We start from the raw sequence: 17216 nt of genomic DNA, 5'->3' as shown, positions 1-17216 counted from the left end.
CGTCCTCAGTGCGCCGGCTTGCCGTCGGCGACGGCGTCGCGGATCTCCTTGTCCGACATGCCTGTGATGATCCGTTCGACTTCCGTCACGGTTGTCTTCTTCGGGTCGATATCGTCGGCGACCACCTTGCCCCGGCGCATGACGACGATACGGTCGACCACCTGGAAGACGTGGTGGATGTTGTGCGCGATGAAGATGCAGGAATGGCCGGAATCGCGCGCGCTGCGCACGAAGCTCAGCACGCCTTGTGTTTCGGCAACGCCCAGATTGTTGGTCGGTTCGTCGAGAATAATGAGGTCGCTGTCGAAATGCATGGCGCGCGCGATCGCCACCGCCTGGCGCTCGCCGCCGGAGAGCGAGCCAATCGGCGTCGTCGGTGGAATGTTTTTCGAGATGCCGACCTGTTTGAGCAGGTCGCGCGCGACGGTGTTCATCGCTTCCTGGTCCATGCGGTTCAAGAACTGCGGCGGCTTGATCGGCTCGCGCCCCAGAAACAGGTTGCGGGCGATCGACAGCTGCGTGACCAGCGCCGAATCCTGATAGATGGTCTCGATGCCGTGGGCGATGGCGTCGCTGGTGCTGCGCAGGCTCACCTTGGTGCCGCGGATGAAGATGTCGCCGCTGGTCAGCGGCACGGCGCCCGACAAAACCTTGATCAGTGTCGACTTGCCGGCGCCGTTGTCGCCGAGCAGGCCGACGATCTCTCGTTCGTTGACATGGAAATTGGCATCCTCTAGCGCCTGCACGCGGCCATAGGATTTGCGGATGTTCTGCATGCGGATCAATGGCTCGGCCATGGTTCAAGTCCCCGCCTGATGCCGGCGTTCCAGCCATGAGTGGAGCGCCATCATGCCAAGGATGATGGCGCCGATGAAGATGTTATAGGCAAGGCCGGGCACGCCGATCAGCACGATGCCGTTGCGCATCACGCGCAGGATCAGGATGCCGAGCACGGTGCCGATGATGGTGCCGCGCCCGCCGGTCAGTGCCGTGCCGCCGATCACCACCATGGCAATGACTTCGAGCTCATAGCCGGTGCCGCTGTTGGGGTTGGCGGCGGATGTGCGCAGCGAGGAGATGACGCCGGCAAGCGAGGCCATCACCGACGACAGGACGAACAGGCCGATCTTGACGCGGTTGACATTGACACCGCGCGCGCGCGCCGCGTTGGGGTTGCCGCCCGCCGCCTGGATCCAATTGCCGGTCCGGCTTTGCGTCAAGACATAGCCGAGCGCGATCGCCGCGGCGATGAACCAGAACAGCGACATGTAGATGCGGAACGGCCCGATGAAGAAATCGCCGACCAGCGCTTCGGCCAGCCAGCTGCCTTCGGCGCTCCACGTGCGCTGCGGAAAACCGTCGGTGATGAAAAGCGCGCTGCCGCGCACCACCAGCAGCATGCCGAGCGTGACCAGGAAGGACGGAATCTTGAGCTGCGTGACGAACCAGCCATTGACCAGGCCAATGAGGGCGGCAACCAGCAGCGCGACGACAAAGCCCATCTCCAGGGAGGTGACGCCGGCATTGAACAGCGTCCACATCAGCACCGGTGAGAAACCGAACAGGGACCCGACGGACAGGTCGAATTCGCCTGAGGTCATCAGCAAGGTCATCGCCAGCGCGATCAGGCCGAGTTCGACCGTGAAGGCCAGCGTGTTGGAGATGTTCTGTGGGGACAGGAAGTCGTGGTTGAAGCCCCAGAAAACCCCGATCTCGACGACGAGCAGCACGAAGGGACCGAATTCAGGTCGCGCGATCAGGCGTTGGATAAGCGAATGATTTTCCACTGATGACCCGCGACATGATTGGAATGGCTGACACCTGCGCCAGATCCGGCGAGGTTCGGCGAATGGACAAGACAGCCGCGACCGTGGATAAGGTCGCGACTGTTTGGGTCCGGGATGTTACTTGCCGGACAGGATCTTGTCGTAGATCGCGGCGGTGTCTTTCTCATACAGCGCGCCGGTGATGACGTTGAAGCCCGGAGGAATGCCAGACGCGGCCATGTTGGCAAGCGACAGCGCGACATAGCTGGTCGCCTGCGGGTCCTGCCACTGGCCGGCATTGACATAGCCGTTCAGCACTTCCTGCGTGGTGTCGAGCGAGTTGCCCCAGCCGACAACCGGGATTTCACCCGGCTTGACGCCGACCTGGTCGAACACGCGCTTGATCGAGCCGGTGACAAGGTCGCCAAGGCCGATGATCGCGTTGATCTTCCCCTTGTGGGCGGTGAGGTAGTCGACCATGCGGTTGATCACCTCGGCCTGGTCGAGCGTCGCCTCGGTCACTTCATAGGTGATGCCGAGTGGTCCGAAGACGCTCTTGATGCCTTCCTCTTCCTGCACGCCATAGGTGGCGCCGGGGATCTCGACCGGCATCCAGACGAAGTCGCCCTTCTTCACCAGGCCCTTGTCGACCAGATACTGCGCCCAGTGCTTGCCGAAGGTGACGTTGTCGCCGCCGACATAGGCATTGAAATTCGCTTTTGGATCGGGCGTGTTGAAGTTGATGATCGGGATATTGGCCGCGCGGGCTTCCTTCACGATCTCGACAAGGCTGCCCGGATCGGGGCTGGTGGTGACGATGCCGTCGGCCTTGGCCGAGAGCGCGGCGCGAACCGCTTCCTGCTGGGAGGCGACATCGCCATTGTGGAACGAGGTGTTGACGGTGTTGCCGGTGTCCTTGGCCCATTGCTTGGCGCCGGCCAGGAAGTAGGTCCAGACCGGATCAGCCGGGCCGCCATGCGAAATCCAGTAGAACGTCTTGGCCTGCGCGGCTGCCGGAATGACCGTCAGCGCGATCAGCAGGCCGTAGAGCACAAGTCTCAGTCTTGTCAGCATTTGATTTCCTCCCGGTTGAAGATGATCCGTCCCTTGTTCCGGCTTCAGCCGGATTGCGTCTTTTGCCAGCGCCGCTCGGATGCCTCAGAGCATCCCCTTTTTCGACGTATGGCAAGCCTCCATCTGCAGATGTAGATGGCGCCTGACGCGGCGCCATCAGCGGACCCATCAGATTGCATCAGTTGGGGTGATTTTTTCCAGGCAGCCGGATGATCGGCGTCGAGGCTTAACCGAGCGGATCGCCGCGACCGGCACGCCAGTCGCGCCACAGCCGGATCAGCCGGTCGATCGCGAGGGCCAGCACGACCAGGGCACCGGTGGTGAAAGCGGTCCAGATGGGATCCACGCCAAACAACGTCATGGCGCTCCGTATTGCCTGCAGGACCAGCATGCCGATCGCGGCCCCGATGACGCTGCCGTTGCCGCCCGAAAGCGATGTGCCGCCAATGATGGCCGCCGCGATCGCCAGCAGTGCGAACGTGCCGCCGTCACCGGGGGCAATGGCGCCCTGGGAGCCGAGGTGGACCACGCCGGCAAGCCCGGCCATCGCACCCATCAGCACCAGCGTCAGCACCCTGACCTTGCCTGTTGGAATGCCGGCATAGGCGGCAGCTTGCGGATTGCTGCCCACGGCCTGGACCCGGTAGCCGAAGCGGGTGCGGTGAAGCACGACATGCAGCGCCAGCGCCAGCACGATAAAGACGATCCCTGTCACCGGCACCACAGTGAAGGCCTTGCCGGAAAGCGTGGTGAAGAAGCCGCTGCCCGCGCCTGTCGGGGCGATCGTTTGGCCCTTGCCTGCGACCAGCGACAGGCCCTGGATCATCCACCATGTGCCGAGGGTCACCAGCAGAGCCGGCAGGCGCAGCGCGATCACCAGGAGGCCATTGACCAGGCCGAGCCCGGCGCCGGCCGCGACACCTGCCAGGGCAGCGAGCCATGGGTCCATTCCGCCAACCATGAGCAGGGCTGCGAAGGTTGCCGCGAGATGAAACACGGCGCCGGCCGAAACGTCGATCTCGCGCGTGGCGAGCACGAACACCATGCCGATCGCCAGCAGGCCAGGCAGGGCGGCCTGGCTCAATATCGAGAGCAGACTGGCCGGATCGAGGAAGGACGGGCTCCGCCAGCCAAGCAGCGCGACCAACACGGCGAGCGTAACGGAAACACCGGTCTCGACCGGCAGGCGAATGCGGCGTCTGGGTTGATGATTCGCCGATCCGGCAAGCGGTGGCGCGGTATCGGTCCTCGTCATGCAGCGCTCTCCCGGTTGCTCTGATGGCGTTCGACCGCGGGTTTGCCCGAAATGATCAGCTTCAGAAGTCTGCCCAAATCCATGTCGTTGCCGGCGATTTCACCCGCCAGCCTGCCCTTATGGAAAGCCAGGATGCGATCGCAGAGCCCCGTCAGTTCGGAGAGCTCATTGGAATGCAGCAGCACGATGCAGCCGCTGGCCGCCATCTGGCGGATCAAAGCATAGATCTCCTGCTTGCTGCCGATATCGATGCCACGGGCTGGCTCGTCGAGCAACATCACTTGCGGGCCGATCTCCAGCCATTTGGCGATGATCACCTTTTGCTGGCCACCGGCCGAAAGCGCGCCCGCGGGCATCTCCGGCGTGCTCCTGATGCGCAGCGCCTCGATCTGGCGCGCGGCGCGGCCGAGCGCCGCCTTGGGCGAGTACCAGCGCGAGCCCCAGTTGCGTGCGCCGACGACGACGTTCGCCATGTTGAAGGCGATCGACTTGTCGGGCATCAGCCCGTTGCCGCGATCGCCCGAAATCATGCAGATGTTGCGCCGCGCCGCTTCCGTCTGCGTTCCCGGCAAGCCGTCCCCATCGGGAAACCGCACCTTGCCCTGGCGGGGTTTGCGCAACCCGAACAAAAGGGCAAGCAGGTCCGGTGCTCCGGAGCCGGCAAGCCCGAGAATCTCGCCGGCGCGGGCGGTGAAGCTGACGCCGGACAGGATGCCGCCGCTGAGCCCCTCAACAGCGATCTGCGGCCGCAGCGTGCCGGCAAGCGTCGGCAAGGCCCTGAGCGGCAGGGGGAAGAGGGACTGGCGCAACTGGCCGATCATTGCTTCCTCGGAGGTCGTCAGGTCCTGCCGAGCCTTCGACAGCACGTCGCGACCGTTGCGCATCACCGTCAACTGGTCGGCAATGGCAAGCGTGTCCTCCAGCCGGTTCGACGCGTAGAGTATGCTCATGCCCTTGGCCTTGAGCCCCCGTAGTACGGCGAACAGCCGCTCGCTCTGACGCGGGTCGAGCACCGAATTCGGATCGTCTAGGACGAGCAATCTCGGGTTCTCCAGAAGCGCTCGAGCGATCGCGACCAACTGCCGTTCATCCGGCCCGAGGTCGCGGAGCGGGGCACGGACATCGACATCAAGACCAAGCTGGCGAAGCAGGTCACGGCTGCGTGCTTCCATTTCGCGCCGCGAAATCAGCCCATTGTGGACCGGCTCGCGGTTGACGAACAGATTGGCCAGCACTGGGCGCTCGGGAAAAAGCCCCGGCTGTTGCAGGACCGCGCCGATGCCGAGCTTCCGAGCGGCATTGGGGCTGTCGATCGTCACCGTCTTGCCGTCAAATTCGATGACGCCACGATCTGGCTGGACAATGCCCGCCAGCACCTTCGTCAGCGTCGATTTGCCGGCGCCGCTTTCGCCAACCAGCGCGTGGATCGACCCGCGCTCGACCATAAGGCTCACGTCTTCGAGCACGACCGTGCCGCCAAAGCGTTTGGCGACGGTGCGCACGAACAGGATCGGCGAATCGGACATCGGAACGGCCCCCCGACCGCCCCGTGATCTTGGAGCGGATTGTGTCCGCCGTCACTGGGATTCCGCATAAAATTGTGTTGATGGCGGCCTTTCCCAGCGAAGGCCGCCTGGAGAACCGCTAGAGGAGACCAGCCTTGGCGAGGTCGCGCATTAAATGGCTGGCGCCATAGGTCCAGTGCGGGCAGTCGGGCGACAGCCGCACGCGGTTGACCAGCGCGCCGAATTTTTCCGACGAAATGGTGACGATGTCGCCGACCTTGTGCGTAAATCCCTTGCCCTTTTCGCCGCGATCCTTCGACGGCACGAACATGGTGCCGAGATAGAGCGCCAGCCCATCCGGATACTGGTGGTGCGGCCCCATGGCGGCGGCAACCAGCTCTTCGGGCGAACGGCTGATCTCGGCCATCGAGCTGGCGCCCTCCAGCGAGAATCCGTCCTCACCCTCGACCTTCAAGCGCACCACGGCCTGCTTCACGTCGTCAATCGAGAACGTGTCGTCGAACAGGCGGATGAAAGGGCCAAGCGAGGCCGAAGCATTGTTGTCCTTGGCCTTGCCGAGCAGCAGCGCCGAACGCCCTTCGACGTCGCGCAGATTGACGTCGTTGCCGATGGTGGCGCCGACGATCCTGCCGCTTGAGGCTGCGATCATGGCGATCTCCGGCTCCGGATTGTTCCAGGTCGACACCGGGTGCAGGCCGACATCGGCGCCGAAGCCGACCGAGGCCATCGGCTGGCACTTGGTGAAGATCTCGGCATCGGGACCGATGCCCACTTCCAGATATTGCGACCAGGCACCGCGCGCGATGAGCTTGGCTTTGATCTCCATGGCCTCAGGCGAACCTGGCTTGAGCTTCGACAGATCATGACCGATCAGCCCGGCAATGTCGGCGCGGATGGCGTCGGCCTTATCAGCCGAACCGCGCGCCTGTTCCTCGATCACCCGCTCCAGCAGGCTGACGACGAAGGTGACGCCCGACGCCTTGACCGCCTGCAGGTCGACCGGGGAGAGGAGGTACGGCTTTGCCGGATCGCGTGTGGCCTCAAGGCTGTTCGCGGCGATGTCATCGAGCGAGCCGATCGGCTTGCCCTTGGCCGAGCGCACGTGCCCTGCCGGATCGGCCATTTCGCAGATGTCACGCACGGTCGGCGCCGCGCTCGACGTGATTTCGAAGACCGTGCCGTCGCGGACCGTGACCACCAAAGGATGTGAGGCGCTTCTGGCACGGCCGACAAAAAGGCCCTCGGTGGGCAGATGCGTCGGGTTCGTCATGCGTGTGGTTCCTCTGATCATCGAAAGATACGGCCTGCCGGATCGGCGCGGCACTTTCACCGGATTCCGCTCAAAGGTCTATCCCATCGATGGCGATCCAATGTGGGGTGTTTTTTTGGCTGAGAAGTTCCGGCTTTCCGACGGTCGCTCGTCATCGGGTTCAACAAAAATCGAAGAGCTTCTTTCAGGAACATGAAACTTCCCCTGGATTTTCATGCGGCGCATCTGGCCATGTCTCGCTCTGGTTTTGGAGCATTGAGACTTTCACAACCATTCTCGCCGGCGGGATTCTGCTTGACAGTTTCATGAATATGAAAAAATCTTCGGTAATTTCAAAATCTCGATGGGCAGGTCGATGTCGACCCTAATTGCAACACAAGAACCAGAGGCCCGGTCTTCGTCCGGTTTCCGGTTCGCCATGCTGCTGCCGGGGGCCTTGGTTACATTCCTGCTGATCCTGTTTGCGCTGGGTCTCGTGCTGTTCCTCGCCTTCCGCGGCAATGACGGCTCGCTGCTTGGCGTCGGGCTGACTGTCGAAAACTTCGTCACCGTGGCCACCGATCCGCTCTACTGGACGGTGACGCTGCGCTCTCTGGTCATTGCCGGACTGGTGACGCTGGCAACCGTCGTTACCGCTTACCCCGTGGCGTACTATCTCGCCTTCCACGCTGGATCGCGGCGCGGCCTGCTGCTCTTCCTGGTGACGCTACCGTTCTGGACCAGCTATCTCCTGCGCGTCTTCGCCTGGAAGATCGTGCTCGCCTACAATGGCGTCTTGAACTCGGCATTGATCGAAAGTGGCATCTGGTCGGAGCCGACGCTGGCCTTCCTCAACACGCCGGCGGCGGTGGTCGTCACGCTCGCCCATGCCTACGCGCCTTTCGCCATCCTGCCGATCTATGTGGCGCTGGACACCATCCCGAAATCGCTGCTCGAGGCTGCCTCCGACCTGGGAGCGCGGCCGTTCACCGTCTTTCGTCGGGTCGTGCTGCCGAACTCCATGCCGGGCGTATTGGCAGCCGCGCTCGTCGTTTTCGTGCCGACCGTCGGCGACTATGTCACGCCGGCCATGGTTGGCGGCCCGGCCAGCACCATGATCGGCACGCTGATCCAGTCGCAGTTCGGCAAGGCCAATGACTGGCCGTTCGGCGCCGCACTTTCGGTCTGCGTCATGCTGGTCATCCTCGTCGTGGTGCTGGTCGCGCGCGGCGCCGACCGCAGATTTGGCAGCCGCACATGAAAGCTGAACGTACCAGCACGAAACGGGATGGCCGCTGGCTCGGCCTCTATGTGCTTGCCTATCTCGTCTTTCTCTATCTGCCTGTCCTGCTGATCCCGCTGTTTTCCTTCAACGATTCCATCCAGGCGGCGTTTCCGCTGCAGGGCTTCACGCTTGAATGGTATAAGACGCTCTATGGCAATCCGGCGCTGTCGGGCGCGCTCTTGAACAGCCTCGTCATCGCCGCCATTGCCGCATCCGGCGCCACGCTGTGCGGCATTACCGTGTCCTATATGGATCTCTACGGCCGCTCGCCATTGGCCGCCACGATCAGCGCCATCGCCCGGCTGCCGATCCTCATTCCCGGCGTCATCGTCGGCATATCGCTGCTGATCCTGGTCAACCTCGTAGCGCTTGGGCCATCGCGCATCGCCATCGTTCTCGGCCACATATTGGTGGCGCTGCCGACCACCGTGGTGATCATGCGCAGCCGTTTCGCCGCCATCCCCAGGACGGTTCGCGAGGCGGCGCTCGACCTCGGCGCCTCCGACTGGACGACATTCCGGCGCGTCATGCTGCCGCTCAGCCTGCCTGCCGTGCTGTCGGCCTTCATGCTCGCTTTTCTGATCTCCTTCGACGAGTTCATCGTAGTCTTCTTCCTTGCAGGCACCGAGCCGACACTGCCGCTCTACATCTGGAGCCAACTGCGCTTCCCCCGGTCGCTGCCGACCGTCATGGCGCTCGGTACGGTGATCCTGGCCGTGTCCTTCATCATTGCCGGTACAGCCGAAATCCTGCGCCACCGCGGGCTCGGCGCCGCGCGCCGCAATCCAGCCTGACCACAACAATGAAGAGGAGAACGAAAATGGAATTTCTGAAATCGATAACCGGGCACAAGGCCCGGGCCGGGCTCGCCGCATTGGCGCTCGCACTGTCTTCGACCGTGGCGCTGGCCGCCGAAAAGCTGCAATATTTCACCTGGTCGGGCTACGAACTGCCCGACTTCAACAAGAGCTTCCTCGCTGCACACCCCGATGGTGTCGAAGCCTCGATCTTCGGCGACGATGACGACGCCTTCACCAAGGTCAAGGCCGGCTTCCGCCCCGACATTGCGCACCCCTGCTATGACAAGGTGGCGCGCTGGAACAAGGAAGGCTTGCTGCAGCCGATCGAGACCAAGCGCATCAAGAACTGGGATTCGATCTTCCCTGTCTTCAAGAACCTCCCCGACCTGCAGGCCGGTGACGGCAAGGTCTGGATGGTGCCGTGGGACTGGGGCAACACCTCGATCCTCTACCGCACCGACCTCGTGAAGAACCCGGAAGCAAGCTGGAATCTGCTGTGGGACAAGCAATATGCCGGCCGCATGGCGACCATCGACGCCGTCCATGACACGCCGATCGTTGCCGCACTTCTGGCTGGCGTGAACCCCTTCGACATGACGCCCGAGCAGATGGACAAGGTCGCGGCAAAGCTGCGCGAGCAGCGTCCGTTGCTCTCAAACTACACCACCGACATGACCTCGGTCGAACAGGCGCTGGCCAGCGGCCAACTGGTCGCCGCCATGACCTGGAATGCGTCCGCCACCTCGCTGAAGAAGCAGGGCGTGCCGGTCGAATTCATGAAGCCCAGGGAAGGCATGCTGACCTGGGCCTGCGGCTTCGTCATGCTGAAGGACGCCAAGAATGTCGATCTCGCCTATGATTTCATGAACAGCCGGCTCGATGCCGATTCGGGCAAATTCCTGATCCAGTCCTACGGCTATGGCAGCTCACTGAGCACCGCTTTCGCCGGCGTTTCGAGGGAGGAACTGGAAAAGCTGCAACTGCCGTCGGACCCGGAAGTGATGCTGAAAAGCACGATCTTCACCGGGCCGATGAAACAGAACGACGACGTGGCCAAGATGTTCGAGAAGGTGAAGGCGGGAGGGTGAGACTGATCTTCCCTTCTCCCCTTGTGGGAGAAGGTGTCGCCGAAGGCGACGGATGAGGGGTGCTCCAGCTTGGCACCGACGGCGATCCGTCACCCACCCCTCATCCGTCTCGGCGCTGCGCGCCGATCCACCTTCTCCCACAAGGGGAGAAGGCAGAACCGCAAAGCGCCGCGCCAGTGAAGTGACTGCAACGAGGACGAATTGATGGACATCCTTGACGAAGCCACCGAAAAGCCAAAGGACGATGCCGACGTTCGCGTCGGCCGTCGCGTGCGTGCGCTGCGGCTCGAGCGCCGTCTGTCGCTGGCCGATCTTGCGGCAAAAGCCGGCGTGTCGATCGGTGCACTGAGCCAGATCGAGCGGGGCATGTCCTCGCTGCGCGTCAAGGTGATCTGGCCGCTGGCGGCCGCGCTCGACATCGAGCCGTCGGCGCTGATCACCGACGGCAACGATGCCGTCAACGACCTCTATTGCGTGCGCGCCGACAAAAGGCGGCAGATCCCGGTGAAGTCGGAAGGCATCGCCAAAGCGCTGTTGTCGCCGCCGGGCGCGACATTGACCGGGATGCTGGTGACGGTGGAGGCGGGTGGCGGCACGGCGGAAGCCTACGCCCATGCCGGCCACGAATTCGGCTACGTGCTGGCGGGCGAGGTCGAACTGGTGGTGGATTCGACAAAATACGGGCTGAAGGCCGGCGACAGCTTTGCCTTCAAGAGCACGCTTCTGCATGCTTTCCGCAATCCGGGCACCGAGCAATGCCAGATCCTGTGGGTCAACACCACGAAGCCGTCCGAGGTTCGCGATGGCGCCTGAACCACTCGTCCGACTGCAGGCGGTCTCGAAAGTTTTTCCCGGCGGCATTGTAGGGCTCGACGCTGTCGATCTCGACATTATCAGCGGCGAGTTCATCACGCTGCTCGGGCCGTCCGGCTGCGGCAAGACCACCAGCTTGCGCGTCATCGCCGGCTTCGAAAGGCCGTCGAGCGGCAAGGTGCTGCTCGACGGCCGCGACATCACGGCGCTCAGGCCCTTCGACCGGCCAGTCAATACCGTGTTCCAGGATTACGCGCTGTTCCCGCATATGAACGTCGCCGAAAATGTCGGCTTCGGCCTTTCCCTGCGCAAACTGTCGGGCGCCGAGCAGGCAAAGCGCGCCGGTGAAGCCCTCGACATGGTGGGCCTCGCCGACAAGCTTCGTGCCCGCGTCTCCGAACTGTCGGGCGGCCAGCGCCAGCGCGTCGCGCTCGCCCGCGCCATCGTCTGCGAGCCGCGCGTGCTCCTGCTCGACGAGCCGCTGTCGGCGCTCGACGCGCATCTGCGCGAACAAATGCAGGTCGAACTGAAGCGGCTGCAGTCGGGGCTTGGCACCACCTTCGTCATGGTCACCCACGACCAGACCGAGGCGCTGTCGATCTCCGACCGCATCGTCGTCATGAACAAGGGGCGCATCGAACAGATCGCGCCGCCGGCGACGCTTTATGACCGACCCGCAACGAAGTTTGTTGCGAGCTTCATCGGCACCATGAATCTCCTGCAGTCGCGCTTTGTCGGCCGTGATGGCGATCGCCTGCGTTTCACCGCAGGCATGCTGCCGTTAGAGGCGATTTCCGAACCCGGCCAGTCACCCGGCGAAGGCGAGGTGCGTACCATCGGTGTGCGCCCGGAGGATTTGCTGGCGGTCACCGAAGCCGCGCCGGGCACGGCGCCGGCGCGCGTCAACAGCATCGTCTTTCACGGCCGCACATTGCGTCTCCACGCCGAACTGGGGCAAGGCATGCCGGTGGTGATCGACGCACCGCGTCAGGCCGAGGGTTTTCAATTCAGCGTCGGCGACGTGGCGCATATCAGTCTACGCCGTGGCGCCAACTGCCCTATGCTCTCTGCATAGGCTGACTGTCCATTTCCCAGAAAACCGGAGTGTTCCCCTTTGAGCAATCATCTCAACTTCTTCATCGACGGCAAATGGGTGGCGCCCGTGGTGCCGGCGACGCTTGACGTGATCGACCCGTCAACCGAAGAGGCCTATACGAAAATTTCCGTAGGCTCGAAGGCCGATGTCGACAAGGCTGTCGCGGCCGCCAAGGCCGCCTTCCCGTCCTTCTCGCAGACCAGCAAGGCCGAGCTGACCCTGTAGCCTAGAACAGTGATCCTTGGGCCGGAGCCTGCTGCGGGAACTTGATCTGTGTGGCCGGTTTCTCAACGATCACCAACGCGTCGTCTGGCGCTGTTCGCTGGAAATGCCGTGCTTCCGCCCACGGTGCTGTCAGCCAAGCCTCGGTCTCCTCAGACGTGGTCAGGATCACGGGCATAGCCTTCTCATGGATAGGCGCTATGAGCGCGCTAGGCTTGGTTGTCATGAAGGCAAACAGCTCGAAGTCGCCAGCTCCGTCCTTGACCTTTCGCACACCCTGCCAACGGGTCCAGAAACCTGCGAAGAAGAACAGAGACCGACCTTCGTCGCGGGCAAACCAGTAATTTCGCTGGATGCCTGTTTCCGGGTCTTTGTCGCCAGGTGTAGGGCTGGGTTCGGCGAAACTGGTCACCGGCACGACGCATCTGTGCTCGACCCCGACAAACTGTTGCCAGTGCGAATATTGTGGATTGCGAACGTTGGTCGTGCCGTAATCGGCCTTACCTTTCATGCGCTCCGGTGGCGTCGGCAACCCCCAAAGCAGTTTCGCCAGTACACGCTTCCCATCTGCCGTGTTGCGAACGACCGGGCCGGGCTGGTTGGGATAGATGTCAACGGAAGGTTCAAGATTGCCACTGATATCGCGCAGTGTGCGCGTCCATTGGCGGACCGCTTCTTGCGTCGTGGTGATGTTGTAGAGGTTACACATGCAGTCAGCATTGCGGAATTGGCTTGTGTCCGCAACCAAATGTGCGGGTCACATAACGGCCCTATATCTATCGTCCTGACACACCTTGTCAGCTGTCGTGCGGGGGAAGGGTGGCGGGCCGGCAAGCGCTTCCCTACTTCGAGTGCGTCTCAACAGGAGGAACACACATGTCAATTGCGGAAATTGCCAAGGATTTCACCGAACTGCTCCAGCAGGGAGATCACGCCGGTGCTGGCGAGAAATACAATGCCGACGATATCGTCAGCTACGAAGCCATGGAAGGGCCAATGGCCGTGGCCCATGGCAAGGAGGCTCTCAAGCAAAAGGGCCAATGGTGGCAAGAGAACCACGAAGTCCACGGTGGCTCGGTCGAAGGCCCTTATGTCAACGGCGACCAGTTCGCCGTGCGCTTCAAGTTCGACGTTACGCCCAAGGCCACAGGTGAGCGTGTCACCATGGACGAGGTTGGCCTGTACACGGTCAAGGACGGCAAGATCACCGAAGAGCGCTTTTACTATTGAGGCCGGAAATTCCGCCGGTCGGGAGCCTGCCTTCCGCTCCGGGTTTGGAGAACAAGCATGGCGGCGGGGCAAGATGCCCGCCGCCATGTAGGAGGCTCAAAATCATCTTCACCTATTCTGCAAGCTGATCTGAGCGCTGGCAAAGCGGAGAGGGTGGTTTTAGGTTGTGGGACGGATTCGACGGTCAGCCTAAGGGAAGCACGCTTTGACGATCACCATCTATGGCATCACCACCTGCGACACGGTCAAGAAGGCGCGCGTCTGGCTGGAAAGCCATGACGTACCCTACCGGTTTCACGATTTTCGTGCGGAAGGGCTGGACGCGAAGCGGCTGGATGGCTGGGTCGGCAAGGTCGGCTGGGAAAAGCTGCTCAACAAGGGCAGCACGACGTTTCGCGAGCTGGCGGAGGCAGACAAGCAATCGCTCGACGAGAAGAAGGCCAAGAAGCTGATGCTGGCCAAGCCGACGATGGTCAAGCGGCCGGTGCTGGAGGTTGGTGGCTGCGTTCTGGTTGGCTTCAAGCCAGAGGCTTATGAGCAAGCGGTGGGTAAGTAGCGGCGCTGTATACCCTTCACTTCGTCATCCTATGGCGGAGCAAGGAGCGAAGCGACGCGGCGCAGACCATAGGATTCATGCCGTGAACTATGAGCGTTGCAACGGTGCAGATTCTGCTCCGCTGCATTCTGGACAGACCTCTCGGCATGGATCCTCGGGTCAAGCCCGAGGATGACGAAAGATAGGCTACTGTCCTCTCAAATACTTCGCCAGCGCCACGGCATTGTTATGCGCCTCATCATGCGCGCCGTAGAGCAGCGCCACCTTGCCCTTACCCAGCAAGCCGCGCAGCTGCGCCACGGCCTCGCCGTTCCCATCCAGTTCCGCTCCGTACCGCTCCTGAAACTCCGCCCAGCGCGCCGGCTCATGCCCAAACCACTTGCGCAACGCGTCGCTCGGCGCGATCTCCTTCAGCCACAACGCCAGCGCGGCATGCTCCTTGCTAACGCCGCGCGGCCAGATCCGGTCGACGAGAACCCGCTGCCCGTCATCGGGCGCGGGCGGCTCGTAAATCCGCTTCACCATCAGGTCGAAGGCCATGCGACCCTCCGTAAGCTGCCCTCAGGCCCACTCGCCCTTGCGCATCACCGGTACCTTGCGGCCGTCCTTGTGGACGCCGTCAATGTCGATCTTGTCCGAGCCGATCATCCAGTCGATATGGATAAAACTCTTGTTGCCGCCGCGTGCGGCGATCTCGTCCTGGCTGAGCGAGGCGCCGTTGACGAAGCATTTGGAATAGCACTGGCCGAGTGCGATGTGGCAGGCGGCGTTCTCGTCGAACAGCGTGTTGAAGAACAAAAGCCCGCTCGCCGAGATCGGCGAGGAATGCGGCACCAGCGCCACTTCGCCCAGCCGGCGCGATCCCTCATCGGTGTCGAGCACTTTCTTCAACACGTCCTCACCCTTAGATGCCTTGGCCTCGACGATGCGCCCGCCCTCGAAACGCACCGAAATCTGGTCGATCAGCGTGCCCTGGTAGGACAGCGGCTTGGTCGAGGAGACATGGCCCTCGACCCGCCTTGCATGCGGCGTGGTGAAGACTTCCTCGGTCGGGATGTTGGGATTGCAGGTGATGCCGTTCTTGGCGGTCGAGGCGCCGCCCATCCATTCATGGCCTTCCGCCAGCCCGACGGTCAGATCGGTGCCCGGGCCGGTAAAATGCAGCGCATGAAAATTGTGGCCGTTGAGCCATTCGGTGCGGCCCCGAAGTGCCGCATTGTGCGCCGTCCAGTTTGCGATGGGGTCTTCGACATCCACACGTGAGGCCGCGAAGATGGCATCGGCGAGCTTTACCACCGCGACATCGTCGGCATCGCCAGGGAAAACCTGCTTGGCCCAGGCCAGGTCCGGATAGGCGACGATGTTCCAGTTGATGTCGAAGCCGGTGATCTTTTCCAACGCCGGCTGATAGGCCATGGAATTGGCCTTGTTGGCGCGCGCCACCTTGGCTGGGTCCTGCGCCGACAACAGCGAGGGATCCTCGCCGCGCACGGCAAGCCTGGCCGCATTGTTGGAAAAAGCCTTCGCCATGCCTTCGTACAGCCAGCCGGCAGCGTGGTCGAAACCGGCGTCCGCCCCGAAGCGGTAGCGCGCTAGCGTCATCTCGTCATCGTTGAAGATCGGCGTCACCAGCCCGGCGCCGGCCTTGTAGGCGTGTTCGACGATCCGCCTGGTCAGCGGCAGGGCGGCGATCGACGAGGTCAGCACCAGATCCTGTCCAGGTTGCAATTGCAGCCCAACCTTGATGGCGACTTCCGCCAGCCTGTCGAGCTTCACCGGGTCGATCGTTGCGGAAACGCCGCGCGTATGTGTGGTCATGATCCTGCCTGCCATGATGTGGGGTCCGATACTTTACATAGACCGGCGCCACCGTCCTTTCCACCGCGATTGCGCTGGGCCAGTTCAGGCCATGATCCCGAAAAGTGGAAAACCGGTTTTCGGAAAAGATCATGGTCAACCAAAAGAGATAGAGCCCCATCCCGATTCAATCGGGATGGAACAGGCTCTAAGCCGCGCTTTCGAGCGATCCGAACTGCGCCATCGTTGCCACGATCTCTTCCTTGATCCAAGACTTGAAATCCCGGACCTTGCGGCTTTCCGCCTTGGCCGACGAGGTCACCAGCCAGTAGCCGAGCCCGCTCTGGGCGCGGATTCCGAATGGCGCCACCAGCCGCCCGTCGGCCAGCGCATCGGCCGTCAGCAATTGCCAGCCCAGCATCACGCCATGGCCGGCAATGGCCGATTCCAGACATAGCATCGGGTCGGTGAAGCGCGCGCCTTTCTGGAAGGTGACCGGTGGAACACCGGCGGCAGTGAACCAGCTCTCCCAATTGATCATCGCCCGCTCGTCGGTGATGGCGCAGGTCAGGGCGAGGTCCTCGACCGACTTTAGTTTCCTTGCGATATCAGGCGCGCAGACGGGAAAAACTTCCTGCGCCAGGAGCAATTCCGCTCGCCCTTCCGGCCATTTGCCGTCGCCAAGCCGGATGGCGATGTCGACGTCGGAGCGGTCGAGATTGGTGAGCCGCACCGTGGCGTCGATGCGAAGCAGCACATTGGGATGGCGGTCGAAGTGGCGCGACAGCCTGGGCAGCAGCCACTTCGAGGCGAAGGCCGGCGCCACTGAAACCACCAATGTGCATTGGGTTGCTTCGTCGGCCAGCGCCAAGGCTTGGGCAAGCTCGCGAAACCCCGTACCGAGGCGGGTCGCGAAGACGGCGCCGAATTCGGTCAGCACCAGACCGCTTGCCGTGCGCTCGAACAGAGCCTGGCCGAGCTGCTTTTCGGTGCGGCTTATCTGCTGGCTGACGGCACTGACGGAGACGTTGAGCTCACCGGCGGCCGCCGCGAGCGAGCCGAGGCGGGCGACGGTTTCCACGGCGCGAAGGCCGTTGAGATGGACGCGGTTTAGCATGGCCATTTGAGATTTTCTAAACCGTTCCGACTGAAATCTCAATTGAAAGACACACCGAAACGGCAGACTTTGTTGGTGGTACAAGCACCCGGGAGCCGGAAATGCTGAACATGTTGTCCTCGCTGAAGGTCCTGTTCACCGTGAACACGCCGCATCAGCCGCACTCCGAGAACGATACGCTGAGATGGCTCACCGATCCGCTGTCGCATCCTGTGCTGAACACCATGTCGGAGCGCGAATTGGGTGACGTGCCGTTCAGGCTGACGGCGCGGCGAACCGTGCATGAGACCAACCCCTTGCACGCCGGTTTCGGTGGACGCTGCTGAGCGGACGCCGCACCCT

The 17216-nt window shown here is 62.6% G+C and carries 19 protein-coding genes and 1 pseudogene; 10 read left to right on the top strand and 10 right to left on the bottom strand.

Going from position 1 to position 17216, the window contains the following annotated elements; all coding sequences use genetic code 11:
- Positions 1–5 precede the first annotated feature (5 nt).
- From ACZYHG_RS29835 to ACZYHG_RS29810, 6 genes are all read right to left on the bottom strand, one after another.
- On the bottom strand, positions 6–797 hold the full coding sequence (locus tag ACZYHG_RS29835) for an ATP-binding cassette domain-containing protein (RefSeq protein WP_464611628.1): 792 nt from the start codon (positions 795–797) through the stop codon (positions 6–8).
- 3 nt (positions 798–800) lie between these two features.
- Entirely contained in the window at positions 801–1787 is a 987-nt protein-coding gene (locus ACZYHG_RS29830) for an ABC transporter permease (RefSeq protein ID WP_464611627.1), read from the bottom strand.
- A gap of 117 nt (positions 1788–1904) precedes the next feature.
- Positions 1905–2840 (bottom strand): substrate-binding domain-containing protein, encoded by a 936-nt coding sequence (locus tag ACZYHG_RS29825; protein ID WP_464611626.1) that lies wholly within the window; start codon positions 2838–2840, stop codon positions 1905–1907.
- 226 nt (positions 2841–3066) lie between these two features.
- Positions 3067–4095 (bottom strand): ABC transporter permease, encoded by a 1029-nt coding sequence (locus ACZYHG_RS29820; RefSeq protein WP_464611625.1) that lies wholly within the window; start codon positions 4093–4095, stop codon positions 3067–3069.
- Complete coding sequence (locus ACZYHG_RS29815) at positions 4092–5621, bottom strand: sugar ABC transporter ATP-binding protein (protein WP_464611624.1); 1530 nt, start codon at positions 5619–5621, stop codon at positions 4092–4094. The genes ACZYHG_RS29820 and ACZYHG_RS29815 overlap by 4 nt, the downstream gene beginning before the upstream one ends.
- A 118-nt stretch (positions 5622–5739) precedes the next feature.
- Positions 5740–6891 carry a fumarylacetoacetate hydrolase family protein gene (locus tag ACZYHG_RS29810; RefSeq protein ID WP_464611623.1) on the bottom strand — a complete coding sequence of 384 codons (1152 nt, stop codon included), beginning with the start codon at positions 6889–6891 and terminating at the stop codon, positions 5740–5742.
- On the opposite strand from ACZYHG_RS29810, the gene ACZYHG_RS29805 reads away from it, so the two are divergent.
- The 7 genes and pseudogenes from ACZYHG_RS29805 to ACZYHG_RS29775 form a co-directional block, all read left to right on the top strand.
- Positions 6890–7087: a hypothetical protein gene (locus tag ACZYHG_RS29805; protein WP_464611622.1), complete on the top strand. Its 198-nt coding sequence runs from the start codon at positions 6890–6892 to the stop codon at positions 7085–7087. The two genes, ACZYHG_RS29810 and ACZYHG_RS29805, sit on opposite strands and share 2 nt — an antisense overlap.
- Before the next feature lie 159 nt (positions 7088–7246).
- Entirely contained in the window at positions 7247–8131 is an 885-nt protein-coding gene (locus ACZYHG_RS29800; RefSeq protein ID WP_464611621.1) for an ABC transporter permease, read from the top strand.
- Positions 8128–8949 carry an ABC transporter permease gene (locus ACZYHG_RS29795; protein ID WP_464611620.1) on the top strand — a complete coding sequence of 274 codons (822 nt, stop codon included), beginning with the start codon at positions 8128–8130 and terminating at the stop codon, positions 8947–8949. The genes ACZYHG_RS29800 and ACZYHG_RS29795 overlap by 4 nt, the downstream gene beginning before the upstream one ends.
- 26 nt (positions 8950–8975) lie before the next feature.
- On the top strand, positions 8976–10043 hold the full coding sequence (locus ACZYHG_RS29790; protein WP_464611619.1) for an ABC transporter substrate-binding protein: 1068 nt from the start codon (positions 8976–8978) through the stop codon (positions 10041–10043).
- Positions 10044–10247: 204 nt separating this feature from the next.
- Positions 10248–10856 (top strand): cupin domain-containing protein, encoded by a 609-nt coding sequence (locus ACZYHG_RS29785; protein WP_464611618.1) that lies wholly within the window; start codon positions 10248–10250, stop codon positions 10854–10856.
- Complete coding sequence (locus ACZYHG_RS29780) at positions 10846–11931, top strand: ABC transporter ATP-binding protein (RefSeq protein WP_464611617.1); 1086 nt, start codon at positions 10846–10848, stop codon at positions 11929–11931. Before ACZYHG_RS29785 ends, ACZYHG_RS29780 begins: the two co-directional genes overlap by 11 nt.
- Positions 11932–11970: 39 nt before the next feature.
- Positions 11971–12165: pseudogene (locus ACZYHG_RS29775) on the top strand (aldehyde dehydrogenase family protein); the annotation flags it as partial.
- A 13-nt stretch (positions 12166–12178) separates the two neighbouring features.
- Here ACZYHG_RS29775 and ACZYHG_RS29770 read toward each other — a convergent pair.
- On the bottom strand, positions 12179–12883 hold the full coding sequence (locus tag ACZYHG_RS29770; RefSeq protein WP_464611616.1) for an SOS response-associated peptidase: 705 nt from the start codon (positions 12881–12883) through the stop codon (positions 12179–12181).
- A 167-nt stretch (positions 12884–13050) separates the two neighbouring features.
- On the opposite strand from ACZYHG_RS29770, the gene ACZYHG_RS29765 reads away from it, so the two are divergent.
- A complete protein-coding gene (locus ACZYHG_RS29765; protein WP_464611615.1) occupies positions 13051–13404 on the top strand; it encodes a SnoaL-like domain-containing protein in 354 nt (117 codons plus the stop codon).
- 205 nt (positions 13405–13609) lie between these two features.
- Positions 13610–13960, top strand: coding sequence for an ArsC family reductase (locus ACZYHG_RS29760; protein ID WP_464611614.1), 351 nt, complete (start codon positions 13610–13612; stop codon positions 13958–13960).
- Between the two features lie 186 nt (positions 13961–14146).
- Here the strand turns inward: ACZYHG_RS29760 and ACZYHG_RS29755 are convergent, their stop codons facing one another.
- The 3 genes from ACZYHG_RS29755 to ACZYHG_RS29745 form a co-directional block, all read right to left on the bottom strand.
- Entirely contained in the window at positions 14147–14500 is a 354-nt protein-coding gene (locus tag ACZYHG_RS29755; protein WP_464611613.1) for a DUF488 domain-containing protein, read from the bottom strand.
- A 21-nt stretch (positions 14501–14521) separates the two neighbouring features.
- A complete protein-coding gene (locus tag ACZYHG_RS29750; protein WP_464611612.1) occupies positions 14522–15778 on the bottom strand; it encodes an aminopeptidase in 1257 nt (418 codons plus the stop codon).
- Positions 15779–15965: 187 nt separating this feature from the next.
- Positions 15966–16880 (bottom strand): LysR substrate-binding domain-containing protein, encoded by a 915-nt coding sequence (locus tag ACZYHG_RS29745; protein ID WP_464611611.1) that lies wholly within the window; start codon positions 16878–16880, stop codon positions 15966–15968.
- A gap of 95 nt (positions 16881–16975) precedes the next feature.
- Between ACZYHG_RS29745 and ACZYHG_RS29740 the strand changes: the two genes are divergently transcribed.
- The gene (locus ACZYHG_RS29740; protein ID WP_464611610.1) at positions 16976–17200 is read left to right on the top strand and encodes a hypothetical protein; all 225 of its coding nucleotides are present in this window, start codon (positions 16976–16978) and stop codon (positions 17198–17200) included.
- Positions 17201–17216 lie beyond the last annotated feature (16 nt).

It is taken from the genome of Mesorhizobium subarcticum, from assembly GCF_055456085.1.
The sequence above is the reverse complement of the archived record's forward strand: the minus strand, read 5'-3'. Positions and strand labels throughout refer to the sequence as shown.